Raw genomic sequence first — 18,029 nt, forward strand, 5'->3', positions numbered from 1 at the left:
ATTATGCTCACCCGCCTGCGAGAAATAGTCGAAAAGGTGGCCAGTGCCCCGCGTCTCAATGAGGCGCTTAATATTCTGGTCACTGACATCTGTCTTGCGATGGACACAGAGGTCTGTTCGGTATATCTCGCCGACCATGACCGACGTTGTTATTACCTGATGGCGACCCGGGGGCTAAAAAAACCACGAGGTCGCACAGTCGCGCTCGCGTTTGATGAAGGTATCGTCGGCCTGGTAGGCAGGCTGGCGGAACCGATCAACCTTGCTGATGCGCAAAAACACCCCAGCTTTAAATATATTCCTTCCGTGAAAGAAGAGCGCTTCCGCGCGTTTTTAGGTGTGCCGATCATTCAGCGTCGGCAACTTTTAGGCGTGCTGGTCGTACAGCAGCGTGAGCTGCGTCAGTACGATGAAAGTGAAGAGTCTTTCCTGGTGACGCTTGCCACACAAATGGCAGCCATTCTTTCCCAGTCCCAGCTAACCGCTCTGTTTGGTCAATACCGACAGACACGAATTCGCGCGCTGCCCGCAGCACCTGGGGTGGCGATTGCTGAAGGCTGGCAGGATGCAACGTTGCCGCTGATGGAGCAGGTCTATGAAGCCTCGACGCTGGATGCGGCGCTTGAGCGAGAACGACTGACCGGGGCGCTCGAAGAAGCGGCAAATGAATTCCGCCGTTACAGCAAGCGTTTCGCAGCTGGCGCGCAGAAAGAGACGGCGGCTATCTTCGATCTTTACTCGCATCTGCTTTCGGATGCCCGACTGCGTCGGGAACTGTTCGCCGAGGTCGACAATGGATCGGTCGCTGAGTGGGCCGTCAAAAAGATCATCGAGAAGTTTGCCGAACAGTTTGCCGCATTAACCGATGTGTATCTCAAGGAACGCGCTGGCGATTTACGTGCGCTCGGTCAGCGACTGCTGTTCCACCTCGATGATTCCATTCAGGGACCCAACGCCTGGCCTGAACGCTTTGTGCTGGTGGCCGACGAGCTTTCCGCAACGACGCTGGCCGAACTGCCTCAGGACAGGCTGGTTGGCGTCGTGGTGCGTGACGGCGCGGCCAACTCGCATGCGGCGATAATGGTGCGTGCGCTCGGCATTCCGACCGTCATGGGCGCGGATATTCAACCGTCAGTTTTGCACCGCCGTACGCTGGTGGTTGATGGCTATCGCGGTGAATTGTTGGTGGATCCTGAACCTGTATTGATTCAGGAATATCAGCGCCTTATCAGTGAAGAGATCGAGCTGAGCCGCCTGGCGGAAGATGACGTTAATCTCCCCGCGCAACTGAAAAGCGGCGAGCGGGTGAAGATCATGCTCAACGCCGGTCTGAGTCCGGCGCATGAAGAAAAACTGGGCAGTCGGATTGACGGCATCGGGCTATATCGCACCGAGATCCCCTTCATGCTGCAAAGCGGTTTCCCCTCGGAAGAAGAGCAGGTTGCGCAGTATCAGGGCATGCTGCAGATGTTCAACGACAAACCGGTGACGCTACGCACGCTGGATGTCGGAGCGGATAAGCAATTGCCCTACATGCCGATCAGCGAAGAAAATCCGTGCCTGGGCTGGCGCGGGATCCGCATAACGCTCGATCAGCCCGAGATCTTTTTGATCCAGGTTCGCGCCATGCTGCGTGCCAATGCGGCGACCGGTAATTTGAGCATTTTGCTGCCGATGGTGACCAGCATTGATGAAGTGGATGAAGCGCGCCGCCTGATTGAACGTGCCGGACGCGAAGTGGAAGAGATGATCGGATACGCGATCCCGAAACCGCGCATTGGCATCATGCTGGAAGTGCCTTCGATGGTGTTCATGCTGCCGCACCTGGCGAATCGGGTCGACTTTATCTCGGTGGGGACCAACGATTTAACCCAGTATATTCTGGCGGTCGATCGTAACAACACCCGGGTTGCCAATATTTATGACAGTCTGCATCCAGGGATGTTACGCGCATTGGCGATGATCGCCCAGGAAGCGGAAAAAAACGGTATCGATCTGCGTCTGTGCGGCGAAATGGCGGGCGATCCCATGTGCGTCGTTATCCTGATTGGTTTGGGCTTCCGGCATCTGTCGATGAACGGTCGTTCGGTCGCACGTGTGAAATATCTGTTGCGGCATATCGATTTTGACGAAGCGCAAACCCTTGCGCAACGTAGCCTGGAAGCGCAACTGGCGACCGAAGTACGTCATCAGGTGGCGGCATTTATGGAACGTCGCGGGATGGGAGGCTTAATTCGCGGGGGACTGTGACAGGCACTCTGCCCTTGATTGCCGGATGGCGGCAAAATCGATTTTTCCGGCCTACACATTGCGGCGTTCTCACGGGATTGCGCTTAGTCTGTAGGCCTGATAAGCGCTGCGCCATCAGGCATTCCAGGATATGTCATTGATAGCCTATACAGATCTTTTACATCTTCCCGGCATCTCCGATGCACCCCTTGTGCTATTATTCGCACCTTTGGAGCGCCTGTAACCTTCAGGCGCGCTTATCAATCGCTGTCTGATTTCAGCGAAATAACAAGAAATTGTGGTGACAGATGACCAGTAGCTATCTGCATTTTCCGGAATTCGATCCGGTCATTTTCTCAATTGGCCCCGTTGCACTTCACTGGTACGGCATGATGTATTTGGTGGGGTTTATTTTCGCGATGTGGCTGGCGACTCGCCGTGCTAATCGCCCGGGTAGTGGCTGGACTAAAAACGAAGTTGAAAACTTACTTTATGCAGGCTTCCTCGGGGTGTTCCTCGGTGGGCGTATCGGCTACGTGTTGTTCTACAACTTCCCTCTTTTCCTTGATAATCCGCTTTATCTGTTCCGCGTCTGGGATGGCGGTATGTCCTTCCACGGCGGTCTTATCGGCGTGATTTTGGTGATGATTATCTTCGCCAGACGTACGAAGCGCAGCTTCTTCCAGGTTTCTGACTTTATTGCACCGCTGATTCCGTTTGGTCTGGGCGCGGGGCGTCTGGGTAACTTTATCAACGGTGAACTGTGGGGACGTGTCGACCCTAACTTCCCGTATGCCATGTTGTTCCCGGGATCCCGTACAGAAGATATTTTGCTGCTGCAAACCAACCCGCAGTGGCAGTCCATTTTCGATACCTACGGCGCGTTGCCGCGCCATGCTTCCCAGCTTTATGAGATGGTACTGGAAGGGATTGTGCTGTTTATCATCCTTAACCTGTTCATTCGTAAACCGCGTCCGATGGGCGCAGTTTCTGGCTTATTCCTGATTGGCTATGGTGCGTTTCGTATCATCGTTGAATTTTTCCGCCAACCGGACCAACAGTTTACTGGCACCTGGGTACAGTACATCAGCATGGGGCAGATCCTCTCTATCCCAATGATTGTCGCGGGTATCATCATGATGGTTTGGGCGTACCGTCGCAGCCCACAGCAACACGTTTCCTGAGGAACCATGAAACAGTATTTAGAACTGATGCAAAAAGTGCTGGATGAAGGCACACAGAAAAACGACCGTACAGGTACCGGAACGCTGTCCATTTTTGGCCATCAGATGCGTTTCAATCTGCAGGAAGGATTTCCGCTGGTTACGACGAAACGCTGCCATTTGCGCTCTATCATCCATGAACTGCTGTGGTTCTTACAGGGCGACACCAATGTTGCGTACCTGCATGAAAACAATGTCTCAATCTGGGACGAGTGGGCTGACGAAAACGGTAATTTAGGTCCGGTTTACGGCAAGCAATGGCGTGCGTGGCCAACGCCAGATGGCCGCCATATCGACCAAATCACTACCGCGCTTAACCAGTTGAAAAACGACCCGGATTCCCGCCGTATAATTGTTTCTGCGTGGAACGTGGGCGAACTGGATAAAATGGCGCTGGCGCCGTGCCATGCTTTCTTCCAGTTTTACGTTGCGGATGGCAAGCTCTCTTGTCAGCTTTATCAACGCTCCTGCGATGTTTTCCTCGGCCTGCCGTTCAACATCGCCAGCTATGCGTTGCTGGTGCATATGATGGCGCAGCAGTGCGACCTTGAGGTCGGTGACTTTGTCTGGACGGGCGGGGATACGCATTTGTACAGCAATCATATGGAACAGACGCATCTGCAGCTGAGCCGCGAACCGCGTGCGTTGCCGAAGCTGGTGATTAAGCGTAAGCCGGACTCTCTCTTCGATTATCGTTTCGAAGACTTCGAGATTGAAGGCTACGATCCGCATCCGGGCATTAAAGCGCCGGTAGCCATCTGACGACGGCAATCCTGTCATAACCGACGCCAACGTGCGTCGGTTTTTTTTGCGCTAATTTCCCTGGTTCGGCGCGGATTCCCGAAACGTTGCAACGTACTGCAACAGCGTAAACACCCCTCGTAGCGTCTCGCACAGTCTGAATTCTCCCCTCGTGTTTATTTCTCATCGTTCCATACTGCCGCCATGAAAAAACAGCTGGGTTACACGCTTATTGAAATGATGGTGGCGATGATCCTGATTGCCGTCCTTAGCGCTACGGGCCTGTATGGCTGGCAGCGTTGGCAGCAACAGCAACGCCTGTGGCAAACCGCCTTTCAGGTGCGCGACTACTTGCTGCAACTGCGTGAGGACGCCAATTGGCATAACCGGGACCATGTCATCAGCATCAACAGGGAAGGGACGTCATGGTGTTTTATCAGTTCGGTTGTCCCACAAAGCACCTGCTCATCCAGGAGCTCTTTCGTCTTTACGCCGTTATGGGCCGATGTCGAGATGGCGGAGATAACACCGTCGCTGGCATTTTTCGGTTTACGAAATACCGCGTGGGCTGGGCATATCTATCTGAGAAATGCCGCAGGCGAGTGGCGAGTGATCGTCTCCGGGATGGGGCGGATCCGACTTTGCGAGCGCGATGAAGGGGATGTATGCCGGTAAACGAGCGGGGTTTTTCCCTCCTGGAAGTGATGATAGCAATGGCGATAAGCAGCATTTTACTGATGGGTGCCGCAAAGTTTTTACCTGCGTTGCAGCGTGAGATTTTGTACAACACGCGCAAGCTTTCGCTGGAGGATGAAGTCTGGCAACGCGTCTATACCGTGGCAAAGCATCTACAGCGAGCGGGATACTGCCATGGACAATGCGCAGGTGTTGGGCTGGTGATTACCGCGCAAGGGGACTGCGTCATTGCGCAGTGGGATGCAAACAATAACGGCGTCTGGGATGCGTTACCGGTTAAAGACGCGGAACAAACAGGATTCCGCCTAAAAGACAAGGCGTTGGAAACATTGCGCGGGGCGACGTCATGCGAAGGTAAAGGGTGGGATAAAATGACTGACCCTGAGACTCTCCTGATAACGACATTTCAGGTTGAACGCCAGAAAATAGCGGGGTTTTCGCCAATCTTCACCGTCCATCTTCGGGGGGCGACTAAATCGGAGCCCCGGATAGCCATTGAGGCCGATTACAGCGTCACGGGGTTCAATCAGTGAATCGTGAGCAGGGCATATCGTCGCTGGCAATGGTGCTATTGCTGTTGATTCTGGGGAGTTTGATGCTCCAGGGGATGAATCAACAGCAGGTGAGTTTCACGAACCGTGTCGCGATGGAACGTCAGTCATTACAACGCCAGGCCGTTGTGCAGTCAGCGATGGAGTGGGGGCGGGTACAGCCCTGGCTGCTCCAACCTGCAGTGCAGTGTCGGGCGTATTCGTCAACGGAGGCTCGCGTGTGTCTGCGTGTGCTTTCTGATGATGAACTCTTGCTGATTGCACAATATGAGGGTGTTTCCCTTTGGCGTCTTGGAAACGTCGTGGAGGGACGTCTGGTCTTTTCCCCGCAGGGGTGGAGCGATTTTTGTCCATTAAACAAGGCATTGCTATGTCAGATACCCTGAATGCGCAACGTGGTTTTAGCTTGCCGGAAGTGATGCTGGCGCTGCTTTTAATGGTGATGGTCGTTACCGCGTTGTCAGGTTATCAGCGCGAGTTAATGAACGGCTTTGCCGTCAAAAATCAGTATCAGCAGCTTTGGCGAAACGCCTGGCAGCAAACGGCGCTGCGTTCATTTTCACCGCCTGAGAACTGGCAGGTCAGCCGAATGCAGACAACCTCGGCGGGATGTGTCAGCATCAGGAGTAAAATTATTTCTCCCCTGGGCAGGCAAGGCCAAATGACGCGCCTACATTGCCCAACAAGTCAGTAGCCAGGAGTTTCTATGTTAAGGGTCTACCACTCCAATCGTCTGGACGTGCTGGAAGCGTTGATGGAATTTATCGTCGAGCGCGAGCGTCTGGACGATCCGTTTGAGCCGGAGATGATACTGGTGCAGAGCACCGGTATGGCGCAGTGGCTACAGATGACCCTTTCACAGAAATTTGGCATTGCCGCCAATATTGATTTTCCGCTACCTGCGAGTTTTATCTGGGATATGTTCGTGCGCGTACTGCCGGAGATCCCCAAAGAAAGCGCCTTTAGCAAGCAAAGCATGAGCTGGAAGTTGATGACCTTGCTGCCGCAACTGCTGCATCAGGATGATTTTACCCTACTGCGCCACTACCTGATTGACGACACAGACAAACGTAAGCTGTTTCAGCTTTCTTCTCGCGCTGCAGACCTGTTTGACCAGTATCTGGTCTACCGTCCGGACTGGCTCACGCACTGGGAGGCGGGGCGTTTAGTGGAGGGGTTGGGAGAAGCTCAAATCTGGCAAGCGCCTCTGTGGAAGGCGCTTGTCAATTACACAGAGGAACTGGGGCAGCCCCGCTGGCATCGTGCCAATCTCTATCAGCGTTTTATTCAGACGCTGGAAAACGCGACAACCTGTCCAGCGGGACTGCCCTCACGGGTTTTTATTTGTGGCATTTCGGCATTGCCGCCCGTTTATCTCCAGGCGCTACAGGCGCTGGGTAAACATATCGAAATCCACCTGCTGTTTACCAACCCGTGTCGCTACTACTGGGGCGATATCAAAGATCCGGCATATCTGGCAAAGCTGATCGCTCGCCAGCGCCGCCACAGTTTTGAAGACCGCCATTTGCCGCTATTTCGCGACGGCCAAAACGCTGAGGGATTATTTAACAGCGACGGCGAACAGGATGTGGGGAATCCCCTGTTAGCGTCATGGGGAAAACTGGGGCGGGATTATATTTATCTGCTTTCCGAACTGGACAGCGCGCAGGAGCTGGATGCGTTCGTTGATATCACGCCGGACAATCTGCTGCATAACATTCAGTCAGACATCCTTGAGTTAGAAAGTAAAGCAGTGGCAGGGGTGAATCTTGAAGAGTATTCCCGTAGCGACAACAAACGACGGCTCGACCCGAACGACAACAGCGTGAGCTTTCACGTCTGCCACAGTCCGCAACGAGAAGTTGAAATATTGCATGACCGACTGCTTACCATGCTGGAAGCAGACCCCACGCTGACGCCACGAGACATTATTGTCATGGTGGCGGATATCGACAGCTACAGTCCGTTTATTCAGTCGGTGTTCGGCAGCGCGCCTGCTGAACGCTATCTGCCTTATGCCATTTCGGATCGTCGCGCCCGTCAGTCGCACCCGGTTCTGCAGGCATTTATCAGTTTGCTTTCGTTACCAGACAGCCGCTTTGTCTCTGAAGATGTATTGGCATTGCTGGATGTTCCTGTTCTGGCTGCCCGTTTTAACATCAATGAAGAAGGGCTGCGTTATCTTCGCTTGTGGGTTAATGAGTCGGGAATTCGTTGGGGGATTGATGATGACAACGTCCGCGAGTTAGCGCTACCCGCCACCGGCCAGCATACCTGGCAATTTGGTTTGACGCGCATGTTGCTGGGATACGCTATGGAAAGCGCGCAGGGAGAGTGGCAGTCGGTGCTTCCGTATGACGAATCCAGCGGTTTGATTGCCGAGCTGGTCGGTCATCTGGCCTCGTTACTGATGCATTTGAATATCTGGCGTCGGGAGCTGGCGCAGGAACGTCCCCTGGACGCCTGGCTGCCGGTTTGCCGCAACATGCTGAATGATTTTTTCCTGCCAGACACTGAAACGGAAGCCGCAATGACGCTCATTGAGCAACAGTGGCAGGCAATTATTTCCGAGGGTGTCGGCGCTGAGTATGCCGAAGCGGTACCGCTGACTCTGCTACGCGATGAGCTGGCGCAACGGCTAGATCAAGAACGCATCAGCCAGCGTTTTCTCGCCGGGCCGGTGAATATCTGTACGCTCATGCCGATGCGTTCTATTCCTTTCAAGGTGGTGTGCCTGCTCGGTATGAACGATGGGGTATACCCCCGACAGCTGGCACCTCTCGGTTTTGATCTGATGAGTCAGAAACCGAAGCGCGGGGATCGCAGTCGCCGTGATGACGATCGCTACCTGTTTCTGGAGGCGCTGATCTCCGCGCAGCAGACGCTCTACATCAGCTACATCGGGCGTTCCATTCAGGATAACAGCGAACGATTCCCGTCAGTGCTGGTTCAGGAACTGATGGATTACATCGGTCAAAGTCACTATTTGCCTGGCGATGCGTTACTGACCTCTGATGAGAGCGAGGCGCGTGTAAAAGCGCACATCGTCCACCTGCATACCCGTATGCCTTTTGATGCGCAAAACTATCAGCCTGGTGAGTGGCAAAGTTATGCCCGTGAATGGCTGCCAGCGGCAAATCAGTCTGGGGAGGCACATGTGAATTTTGTACAGCCTATCCCCTTTGTCATGCCTGAAACACTTACACTGGAAGCGCTGCAGCGGTTCTGGGCGCATCCGGTGCGCGCGTTTTTCCAGATGCGCCTGCAGGTGAATTTTCGCTCCGAAGAGAGCGATATTCCTGAAACCGAGCCGTTCACCCTCGAGGGGTTAAGTCGTTATCAGCTTAATCAGCAGTTGCTTAATGCCCTTGTGCAGCAGGAGGACGCAGAACGCCTGTTTCGCCGATTCCGTGCTGCAGGCGATCTGCCCTATGGCGCGTTTGGCGAGATCCTCTGGGATACGCAACATCAGGAAATGCAAGGGCTTGCGGAAAGGGTCATCGCCTGTCGCCAGCCATGTCAGAGCATGGAAATCGATCTCATCTGTAACGGCGTACACCTGACCGGTTGGCTACCGCAAGTGCAGGAGGATGGGTTGTTGCGTTGGCGTCCATCATTAATCAGCGTTGCTCAGGGGATGCAACTTTGGCTGGAACATCTTGTCTATTGTGCGTGCGGGGGAACCGGAGAAAGTCGTTTATTCCTGCGTAAAGAAGGGGAATGGCGTTTTCCGCCGATGGATATCGAGCAGGCGCAGGGTTACCTGGCGCAGTTAATTGACGGTTATCGGGAAGGCATGTCTTCCCCGCTCTTTGTGCTACCTGAAAGCGGTGGCGCATGGATAAAAACTTGTTACGACGCGGCAAATGATGCCATGGTAGATGACGATGACACGCTGCAAAAAGCCCGGGCTAAATTCCTGCAGGCGTACGAAGGCAACGTGATGGTGCGTGGCGAAGGGGATGACATCTGGTATCAGCGCCTGTGGCGTCATCTGGAGCCAGACACTATGGAAGCCATTATCCATACGTCGCAGCACTATTTATTACCGCTATTTCGTTTTAATCAGTCTTGATGATTGTATAAAAATTGCGCAACTGAGTGTCTTCTACTATGATGCGCTCTCTGTCACGGACTGATTTTTACATAAAGAGAGGCTGACGGGTTCAGCACAAAGTCTTTGCCCTGTTCAATCAGACATCCTCGCGGTGTTGGGTACGAGCAGGAATGAAAGTTAATGATGAGGTTCGTGAATGCCCCGCAGCACCTGGTTCAGCGCGTTATTGTTGTTTGTCGCCCTTTGGGCACCTTTAAGTCAGGCAGATACAGGTTGGCAGCCTTTGGCAGAAACCATCCGTAAAAGCGATAAAGACACCCGCCAGTATCAGGCCGTGCGCCTGGATAATGGCATGGTGGTATTGCTGGTATCCGATCCGCAAGCCGTAAAGTCGCTTTCTGCATTAGTGGTTCCTGTGGGATCGCTGGAAGATCCGGAAGCGCATCAGGGGCTGGCGCATTACCTTGAGCACATGAGTCTGATGGGCTCGAAAAAATATCCGCAGGCAGACAGTCTGTCTGAATTCCTCAAGATGCACGGCGGCAGCCACAATGCCAGCACCGCGCCTTATCGCACCGCGTTCTATCTGGAAGTTGAAAACGATGCGCTGGTGGGGGCGGTGGATCGCCTGGCCGATGCCATCGCAGCGCCTCTGCTGGATAAAAAATATGCCGAACGCGAACGCAATGCCGTTAACGCTGAACTGACACTGGCGCGGACGCGAGATGGTATGCGTATGGCGCAAGTGAGTGCGGAAACCATTAACCCAGCGCACCCCGGTTCACGTTTTTCTGGCGGGAATCTGCAAACATTAAGCGACAAACCCGGTAAGCCGGTGCTGCAGGCTTTGCAGGAGTTTCATGAGAAATACTATTCAGCCAACCTGATGAAGGCGGTGATTTATAGCAATAAACCGTTGCCAGAGCTGGCGCGTATTGCTGCCGATACCTACGGTCGGGTACCGAACAAAAATACCGTAAAACCCGAAATCACGGTACCGGTGGTCACTGACGCGCAAAAAGGGGTCATCATCCATTATGTGCCTGCGCTGCCGCGTAAAGTGCTGCGCGTCGAGTTTCGTATCGACAACAACAGCGCTCAGTTCCGTAGCAAAACCGACGAACTGGTGACCTATCTGATTGGCAATCGTAGCCCCGGCACCCTCTCTGACTGGTTGCAGAAGCAAGGACTGGTGGAAGGTATTCGCGCGGATTCCGATCCTGTTGTCAACGGTAACAGCGGCGTACTGGCCATTTCAGCCACGCTTACCGACAAAGGTCTGGCGAATCGTGATGAAGTTGTCGCGACCATCTTTAGCTATCTCAATCTGTTACGCGAAAAAGGCGTGGATAAACGCTACTTTGATGAGCTGGCGCACGTACTGGATCTCGATTTCCGTTATCCGTCCATCACGCGTGATATGGATTATGTGGAATGGCTGGCTGACACCATGATTCGCGTGCCCGTCGACCATACTCTGGATGCGGTTAACATCGCCGATCAGTATGACGCTGATGCGGTAAAAGCCCGTCTGGCGATGATGACGCCGCAGAATGCCCGCGTCTGGTACATCAGCCCGAATGAGCCACATAACAAAACCGCCTACTTTGTTGATGCTCCTTATCAGGTCAACAAAATCGACGACAAAACCTTTGCCCAGTGGCAGCAAAAAGCACAGGCGATTTCGCTCTCTCTGCCGGAACTCAACCCCTACATTCCTGATGACTTCTCGTTGATTAAGAGCGAGAAGCAATATGCGCATCCGGAATTGATCATCGATAAACCGGATTTGCGCGTGGTGTATGCGCCGAGCCGTTACTTTGCCAGTGAGCCAAAAGCCGATGTGAGCGTGGTGCTGCGTAATCCAAAAGCCATGGACAGCGCCAGAAATCAGGTGATGTTTGCGCTGAATGATTATCTGGCAGGCATTGCGCTTGATCAGTTAAGCAATCAGGCCGCCGTGGGCGGGATAGGGTTTTCGACTAATGCCAATAATGGGTTGATGCTGAACGCCAATGGTTACACCCAGCGTTTGCCGCAGCTTTTCCAGGCGTTGCTGGAAGGCTACTTCAGCTACTCTGCAACACAAGAGCAGCTGGAACAGGCGAAGTCCTGGTATGCGCAGATGATGGATTCTGCCGAGAAAGGTAAAGCCTACGATCAGGCCATTATGCCCGTGCAGATGATTTCTCAGGTGCCTTACTTCTCACGTGATGAACGCCGTAAGTTGTTGCCATCAATCACCCTGGAAGAGGTTATGGCGTATCGCGATGCGTTAAAAGTGGGAGCCCGTCCGGAGTTTCTGGTCATCGGCAACATGAGTGAAACGCAGGCAAAAACCATGGCGCAGGATATCCAGAAACAGCTGGGCGCGAAGGGTTCAGAATGGTGTCGCAACAAAGACGTACTGGTAGATAAAAAACAGTCGGTCATTTTTGAAAAAGCGGGCAGCAGTACGGATTCTGCGCTGGCGGCGGTGTTTGTACCTGCGGGATACGATGAACACACCAGTACTGCGTACAGCGCCATGTTGGGGCAAATCGTTCAGCCATGGTTCTACAACCAACTGCGTACCGAAGAGCAGTTAGGCTATGCGGTGTTTGCTTTTCCGATGAACGTGGGTCGCCAGTGGGGGATGGGTTTCCTGCTGCAAAGCAGCGACAAACAGCCGGCGTATCTCTGGGAGCGCTATAAAGCCTTTTTCCCGACGGCGGAAGCGAAGCTGCGGGCAATGAAACCGGCCGAGTTTGCACAAATTCAGCAGGCGGTCATTGCGCAAATGTTAGAAGCGCCGCAAACGCTGGGCGCGGAAGCCTCGCAGTTAAGCAAAGATTTCGATCGAAGTAATATGCACTTCGATTCGCGTGATAAAATCGTGGCTCAGATTAAACTGCTGACGCCGCAAAAACTTGCCGACTTCTTCCATCAGGCGGTGGTAGAGCCGCAAGGCATGGCGATACTGTCACAGATTTCCGGAAGCCAGAACGGGAAAGCAGAATATGCGACCCTGGAAGGCGGGAAAGTGTGGCAGACCGTCAGCGCGTTGCAGCAAACCTTGCCCCTGATGAGTGAAAAGAATGAATGATGCTGAGTCTCTTGATCCTCTACGCTTGCCCCTCACGGGCGAGCGCCTGATTGAAGCGTCCGCAGGCACTGGCAAAACCTTTACTATCGCAGCGCTCTATCTGCGTCTGCTACTTGGACTGGGCGGTTCTGCCGCCTTTCCCCGTCCGTTAACCGTAGAAGAGTTATTGGTGGTGACCTTTACCGAGGCCGCCACCGAAGAGCTACGCGGTCGAATCCGCAGTAATATCCATGAATTGCGCATTGCCTGTCTGCGGGAATCGACCGATAACCCGCTCTATGCCCGCCTGTTAGACGAAATTAACGATAAAAAGCAGGCCGCACAGTGGTTATTGTTGGCCGAACGGCAGATGGATGAAGCTGCGGTTTTCACCATTCACGGTTTTTGCCAGCGCATGCTGAGTCTGAATGCGTTTGAGTCGGGGATGTTGTTCGAGCAACAGCTTATCGAAGACGAATCCCTTCTGCGTTATCAAGCCTGTGCGGACTTTTGGCGTCGTCACTGTTACCCACTCCCGCGTGAAATTGCCCAGGTTGTCTTTGAAACATGGAAAGGCCCGCAGGCGCTGCTAAAAGATATTGACCGCTACCTGCAGGGTGAAGCTCCGGTGATTAAAGCCCCTCCGTCAGACGAAGAGACGCTGGCATCGCGCCATGCGCAGATTCTGGCACGAATCACCCGGATCAAGCAGCAATGGTGCGAAACGGTTGCTGACATTGACGCGCTGATCGAATCGTCAGGCATCGATCGCAGAAAGTTCAACCGTGGCAACCAGGCAAAATGGATCGAGAAGATTACCGCATGGGCGCAGGCGGAAACGCAGACTTATCAGCTACCTGAAGCGTTGGAGAAATTCTCGCAGCGCTTTTTAGAAGAGCGAACCAAAGCGGGCGGCGTGACGCCTGAGCACGCACTGTTTGTGGCAATTGACGAACTCCTTGCAGAGCCGCTGACGATTCGCGATCTGGTGATCACCCGGGCGCTGGCGGAGATTCGGGAAACTGTCGCCCGGGAAAAGCAGCGCCGGGGAGAGTTAGGCTTTGATGACATGCTCAGCCGCCTCGATGCGGCGCTGCGAAGTGAAAGCGGCGAGGCGTTGGCATCGGCCATTCGCGGTCGTTTTCCGGTGGCGATGATCGATGAATTTCAGGATACCGATCCGCAACAGTACCGTATTTTTCGCCGCATCTGGCAGCAACAACCGGAGACGGCGCTGCTGCTGATTGGCGATCCAAAACAGGCGATTTACGCGTTTCGCGGCGCGGATATCTTCACCTATATGAAGGCGCGCAGCGAGGTGACGGCGCACTATACGCTCGACACGAACTGGCGTTCTGCGCCGGGCATGGTCAACAGCGTCAATACGCTGTTTGGTCAGATGGATGACGCCTTCATGTTTCGTGAGATCCCGTTTACGCCGGTGAAGTCCGCCGATAAAAATCAGGCGCTGCAATTTGTGTTGAACGGCGAAACGCAACCCGCCATGCGCATGTGGTTAATGGACGGTGAGAGTTGTGGTATTGGCGACTACCAAAGCACCATGGCGCACGTTTGCGCCGCGCAAATCCGTGACTGGCTGAAAGCGGGGCATTCGGGTCAGGCGCTGCTGAACCGCGGCAAAACCTCGCGACCCGTTCGCGCTTCGGATATCAGCGTACTGGTGCGCAGTCGTCAGGAAGCCGCTCAAATTCGTGATGCGCTGACGCAATTAGATATCCCGTCTGTGTATCTCTCTAACCGCGACAGCGTTTTTGACACCCTTGAAGCGCAAGAGCTGCTGTGGATTTTACAGGCGGTGATGACGCCTGAGCGCGAAAACACGCTGCGCAGCGCGCTTGCCGCCTCGATGATGGGTCTCAATGCGCAGGACATCGACAGACTTAATAATGACGAGAACGCCTGGGACGCGGTTGTGGAGGAGTTTGACGGCTACCGTCAGATCTGGCGCAAACGCGGTGTGATGCCCATGTTGCGCGCGCTGATGTCGCAGAGAAACATTGCGGAAAACCTGCTGGCGACAGCGGGAGGCGAGCGCCGTCTCACTGATATTCTGCACATCAGCGAACTTTTGCAGGAAGCGGGATCGCAACTGGAGAGCGAACATGCGCTGGTACGCTGGCTTTCGCAGCATATTCTGGAACCCGACAGCAATGCCTCCAGCCAGCAAATGCGTCTGGAAAGCGATAAGCATTTGGTGCAAATCGTCACCATTCATAAATCGAAAGGGCTGGAGTATCCGCTGGTCTGGCTGCCCTTTATTAGCCATTTCCGTATTCAGGATCAGGCCTATTATCACGATCGCCGCTCCTTTGAAGCGGTACTGGATCTCAGCGAAGCGGACGAGAGCATTGAACTGGCGGAAGCCGAACGGCTGGCGGAAGATCTCCGCTTGCTCTATGTTGCGCTGACCCGTTCCGTATGGCATTGCAGTCTTGGTGTTGCACCGCTGGTGCGCCGCCGTAGTGATAAAAAAGGCGAGACGGATGTGCACCAGAGCGCACTGGGCCGTCTGCTGCAAAAAGGTGAACCGAAAGATGCCGCCGGGCTTCGCGCGTGCATTGAATCGTTGTGTGGTGAAGATATCGCCCTGCAAATAACGGGCGCGCCGGACACCGAACGCTGGCAGACGGCGCAAGCCGCCCGCGCCGAACTGAGTGCGAAAGTGTTACAACGCTCCCTGGGCGATAGCTGGCGGGTAACCAGTTATTCCGGCTTACAGCAACGGGGTCACAGTGTTGCTCAGGACTTAATCCCTCGCCTTGATGTTGATGCCGCTGGTGTCGCTGAGGTGACGGTTGAGCCGGGGTTAACCCCACATCAGTTTCCGCGCGGCGCATCGCCGGGCACCTTCCTGCACAGCTTGTTTGAAGATCTCGATTTTACTCAGTCTGTTGATGCCGACTGGGTAGAAGGAAAACTGGCGCTGGGAGGTTTCGACGCACACTGGGAACCGGTTTTGACCGCGTGGCTGGAGGCCGTCTTACAGGCACCGCTTAACGATACTGGCGTGAGTCTTCGTCATCTCTCCGATCGCGACAAACAGGTAGAGATGGAGTTTTATCTGCCGATAGCCCAGCCGCTGAATGCCAGTCAACTGGATGCACTCATTCGTCAATACGATCCGCTCTCTGCCGGGTGCCCGCCGCTGGACTTCATGCAGGTGCGCGGCATGTTGAAAGGGTTTATTGATCTGGTGTTTCGCCATGAAGGGCGTTACTACCTGCTCGATTACAAATCTAACTGGCTGGGTGAGGACAGTGCCGCCTACACCCAACAGGCGATGGCTTCGGCGATGCAGGCGCACCGTTACGACCTGCAATATCAGTTGTATACGCTGGCCCTGCATCGGTATTTGCGCCATCGCATCGCGGACTACGACTACGAGCGCCATTTCGGCGGCGTTATCTATCTCTTCCTGCGCGGCGTGGATAGCGAACAACCACAGCAAGGCATTTACGCGACTCGTCCGGACAGCGAATTAATTGCGCAGATGGACGAGATGTTTGCAGGCGCGGTACGGGAGGAGGCGTAATGACAATCCAGAAACGCTTACTGGATGCGGTAGACCAAAAGCAGCTAAGACCGCTGGATGCGCAGTTTGCGCTGGCGGTTGCCGGCAATGACGATCCGGCAGTGACGCTGGCGGCGGCGTTGCTCAGTCGTGATGCGGGGGAAGGCCACGTCTGTCTGCCGCTTTCACGGCTGACCATCACGGAAGACGCGCATCCGCTGTTGCTGACATGGCTCAACGAAGCGCCAGAGCGCATCGACTGGACGCAACGCCTGTTAACGTCTGCCGCGGTGAGCCGTGGCGAACGACCAACGCCGCTCATTTTGCACGACGATCGCCTCTATCTGAACCGAATGTGGCGTAATGAACGTACGGTAGCGCGCTTCTTTAGCGAGGTGAATCAGGCCATTGAACTGGATGAGCAGCAGCTAACCCAGACGCTTGATGCGCTTTTCCCACCCACCGATGAAATCAACTGGCAAAAAGTGGCGGCTGCCGTGGCGTTGACCCGTCGTATCTCGGTGATTTCCGGTGGTCCGGGGACGGGCAAAACGACGACCGTGGCAAAGCTGCTGGCGGCGTTGATTCAGATGGCTGACGGTGAACGCTGTCGTATCCGGTTGGCGGCGCCCACGGGCAAAGCGGCGGCGCGACTGACGGAATCGCTGGGGAAAGCATTACGTCAATTACCGCTTACCGATGAGCAAAAAAAACGGATCCCGGATGACGCCAGCACCCTGCATCGACTGTTAGGCGCGCAGCCTGGCAGTCAGCGTCTGCGTCACCATGCGGGCAACCCGCTGCATCTGGATGTGCTGGTGGTTGATGAAGCATCAATGATTGACCTGCCAATGATGTCGCGCCTAATCGAAGCATTGCCGACGCACGGGCGGGTCATTTTTCTGGGCGATCGTGACCAGCTTGCATCCGTTGAGGCGGGCGCTGTGTTGGGGGATATCTGTGCCTGTGTGAAGGACGGCTTTACGCCTGCACGTGCGCAGCAGCTCAGTCGGCTTACCGGATGCCAGGTTTCGGCTGGAGCAGAAACAGATGCCGCCGCTTCACTGCGCGACAGCCTTTGTTTGCTGCAAAAAAGCTACCGTTTTGGCAGTGATTCCGGCATTGGCCAACTGGCTGCTGCCATTAATCGCGGCGATAAATCTGCAGTTAAGGCGGTCTTCCAGCAAGGATTTAGCGACATTGAAAAACGGACGCTGATGAGCCGTGAAGATTACGCAGCGATGCTGGATGAGGCCGTGGCTGGGTACGGGCGGTATCTTGATCTGCTGCGGGCGGGGGCCGAACCCGATTCCATCATTCAGGCGTTCAATGATTACCAGCTGCTGTGCGCGCTGCGCGAAGGGCCATTTGGCGTTAACGGACTGAATGAACGTATCGAACACGTGATGCGGGAAAAACGCAAAATTGCCACGAATGCGCACTCGCGCTGGTATGAAGGGCGGCCGGTAATGATTGCGCGAAACGACAGCGCGTTGGGATTATTTAACGGCGATATCGGCATTGCGCTCGATCGCGGCCAGGGGCTGCGAGTCTGGTTTACGATGCCGGACGGCGCTATTAAGTCCGTACAACCGAGCCGTCTACCGGAACATGAAACGACCTGGGCGATGACGGTGCATAAATCTCAGGGTTCGGAGTTTGATCATGCGGCGCTCATTCTCCCTACACAGCGTACGCCGGTTGTGACGCGCGAACTGGTGTATACCGCGGTTACCCGTGCGCGCCGTCGCCTGTCGCTGTATACCGATGAGCGGGTGTTGAATGGTGCAATCGCGACCCGAACCGAGCGTCGTAGCGGGCTGACGGCCTTGTTTAACGAGGGTATTGCGCAGCAGGATTTGTAGGCCGGATAAGCGTTAGCGCCATCCGGCAATGTGCCTGATGGCGACGCGAAACTGTTTTATCAGACCGGCAA

General features: G+C 54.6%; 11 protein-coding genes. All 11 read left to right on the forward strand.

The window, feature by feature from the left end; all coding sequences use genetic code 11:
- Positions 1-3: 3 nt before the first annotated feature.
- Complete coding sequence (ptsP, locus tag P2W74_RS04380) at positions 4-2,250, forward strand: phosphoenolpyruvate--protein phosphotransferase (protein ID WP_276294050.1); 2,247 nt, start codon at positions 4-6, stop codon at positions 2,248-2,250.
- Positions 2,251-2,537: 287 nt separating this feature from the next.
- On the forward strand, positions 2,538-3,413 hold the full coding sequence (gene lgt, locus P2W74_RS04385) for a prolipoprotein diacylglyceryl transferase (protein ID WP_276294051.1): 876 nt from the start codon (positions 2,538-2,540) through the stop codon (positions 3,411-3,413).
- 6 nt (positions 3,414-3,419) lie between these two features.
- Complete coding sequence (gene thyA / locus P2W74_RS04390) at positions 3,420-4,214, forward strand: thymidylate synthase (protein ID WP_276294052.1); 795 nt, start codon at positions 3,420-3,422, stop codon at positions 4,212-4,214.
- Between the two features lie 183 nt (positions 4,215-4,397).
- On the forward strand, positions 4,398-4,868 hold the full coding sequence (locus P2W74_RS04395) for a prepilin peptidase-dependent protein (RefSeq protein WP_276294053.1): 471 nt from the start codon (positions 4,398-4,400) through the stop codon (positions 4,866-4,868).
- On the forward strand, positions 4,859-5,422 hold the full coding sequence (locus P2W74_RS04400; protein ID WP_276294054.1) for a prepilin peptidase-dependent protein: 564 nt from the start codon (positions 4,859-4,861) through the stop codon (positions 5,420-5,422). Before P2W74_RS04395 ends, P2W74_RS04400 begins: the two co-directional genes overlap by 10 nt.
- Complete coding sequence (locus tag P2W74_RS04405; RefSeq protein WP_276294055.1) at positions 5,419-5,826, forward strand: DUF2509 family protein; 408 nt, start codon at positions 5,419-5,421, stop codon at positions 5,824-5,826. The genes P2W74_RS04400 and P2W74_RS04405 overlap by 4 nt, the downstream gene beginning before the upstream one ends.
- Positions 5,811-6,134, forward strand: a complete 324-nt coding sequence (locus P2W74_RS04410) for a prepilin-type N-terminal cleavage/methylation domain-containing protein (RefSeq protein WP_276294056.1) — start codon at positions 5,811-5,813, stop codon at positions 6,132-6,134. Before P2W74_RS04405 ends, P2W74_RS04410 begins: the two co-directional genes overlap by 16 nt.
- Positions 6,135-6,146: 12 nt before the next feature.
- Positions 6,147-9,515, forward strand: coding sequence for an exodeoxyribonuclease V subunit gamma (gene recC / locus P2W74_RS04415; RefSeq protein ID WP_276294057.1), 3,369 nt, complete (start codon positions 6,147-6,149; stop codon positions 9,513-9,515).
- A gap of 178 nt (positions 9,516-9,693) precedes the next feature.
- On the forward strand, positions 9,694-12,582 hold the full coding sequence (ptrA, locus tag P2W74_RS04420) for a pitrilysin (RefSeq protein WP_276294058.1): 2,889 nt from the start codon (positions 9,694-9,696) through the stop codon (positions 12,580-12,582).
- Positions 12,575-16,114: an exodeoxyribonuclease V subunit beta gene (gene recB / locus P2W74_RS04425; protein ID WP_276294059.1), complete on the forward strand. Its 3,540-nt coding sequence runs from the start codon at positions 12,575-12,577 to the stop codon at positions 16,112-16,114. Before ptrA ends, recB begins: the two co-directional genes overlap by 8 nt.
- Positions 16,114-17,958, forward strand: coding sequence for an exodeoxyribonuclease V subunit alpha (gene recD, locus P2W74_RS04430; RefSeq protein ID WP_276294060.1), 1,845 nt, complete (start codon positions 16,114-16,116; stop codon positions 17,956-17,958). Before recB ends, recD begins: the two co-directional genes overlap by 1 nt.
- Positions 17,959-18,029: the final 71 nt, after the last annotated feature.

It is taken from the genome of Citrobacter enshiensis (genome assembly GCF_029338175.1).
Taxonomy (GTDB): Bacteria; Pseudomonadota; Gammaproteobacteria; order Enterobacterales; family Enterobacteriaceae; genus Citrobacter_D; species Citrobacter_D enshiensis.

Coding starts and splice junctions, on each gene's coding strand:
- lgt (WP_276294051.1), top strand. CDS start 2,538: ATGACCAGTAGCTATCTGCATTTTCCGGAATTCGATCCGGTCATTTTC.
- ptsP (WP_276294050.1), top strand. CDS start 4: ATGCTCACCCGCCTGCGAGAAATAGTCGAAAAGGTGGCCAGTGCCCCG.
- recD (WP_276294060.1), top strand. CDS start 16,114: ATGACAATCCAGAAACGCTTACTGGATGCGGTAGACCAAAAGCAGCTA.
- P2W74_RS04410 (WP_276294056.1), top strand. CDS start 5,811: ATGTCAGATACCCTGAATGCGCAACGTGGTTTTAGCTTGCCGGAAGTG.
- thyA (WP_276294052.1), top strand. CDS start 3,420: ATGAAACAGTATTTAGAACTGATGCAAAAAGTGCTGGATGAAGGCACA.
- ptrA (WP_276294058.1), top strand. CDS start 9,694: ATGCCCCGCAGCACCTGGTTCAGCGCGTTATTGTTGTTTGTCGCCCTT.
- recB (WP_276294059.1), top strand. CDS start 12,575: ATGAATGATGCTGAGTCTCTTGATCCTCTACGCTTGCCCCTCACGGGC.
- P2W74_RS04395 (WP_276294053.1), top strand. CDS start 4,398: ATGAAAAAACAGCTGGGTTACACGCTTATTGAAATGATGGTGGCGATG.
- P2W74_RS04400 (WP_276294054.1), top strand. CDS start 4,859: ATGCCGGTAAACGAGCGGGGTTTTTCCCTCCTGGAAGTGATGATAGCA.
- recC (WP_276294057.1), top strand. CDS start 6,147: ATGTTAAGGGTCTACCACTCCAATCGTCTGGACGTGCTGGAAGCGTTG.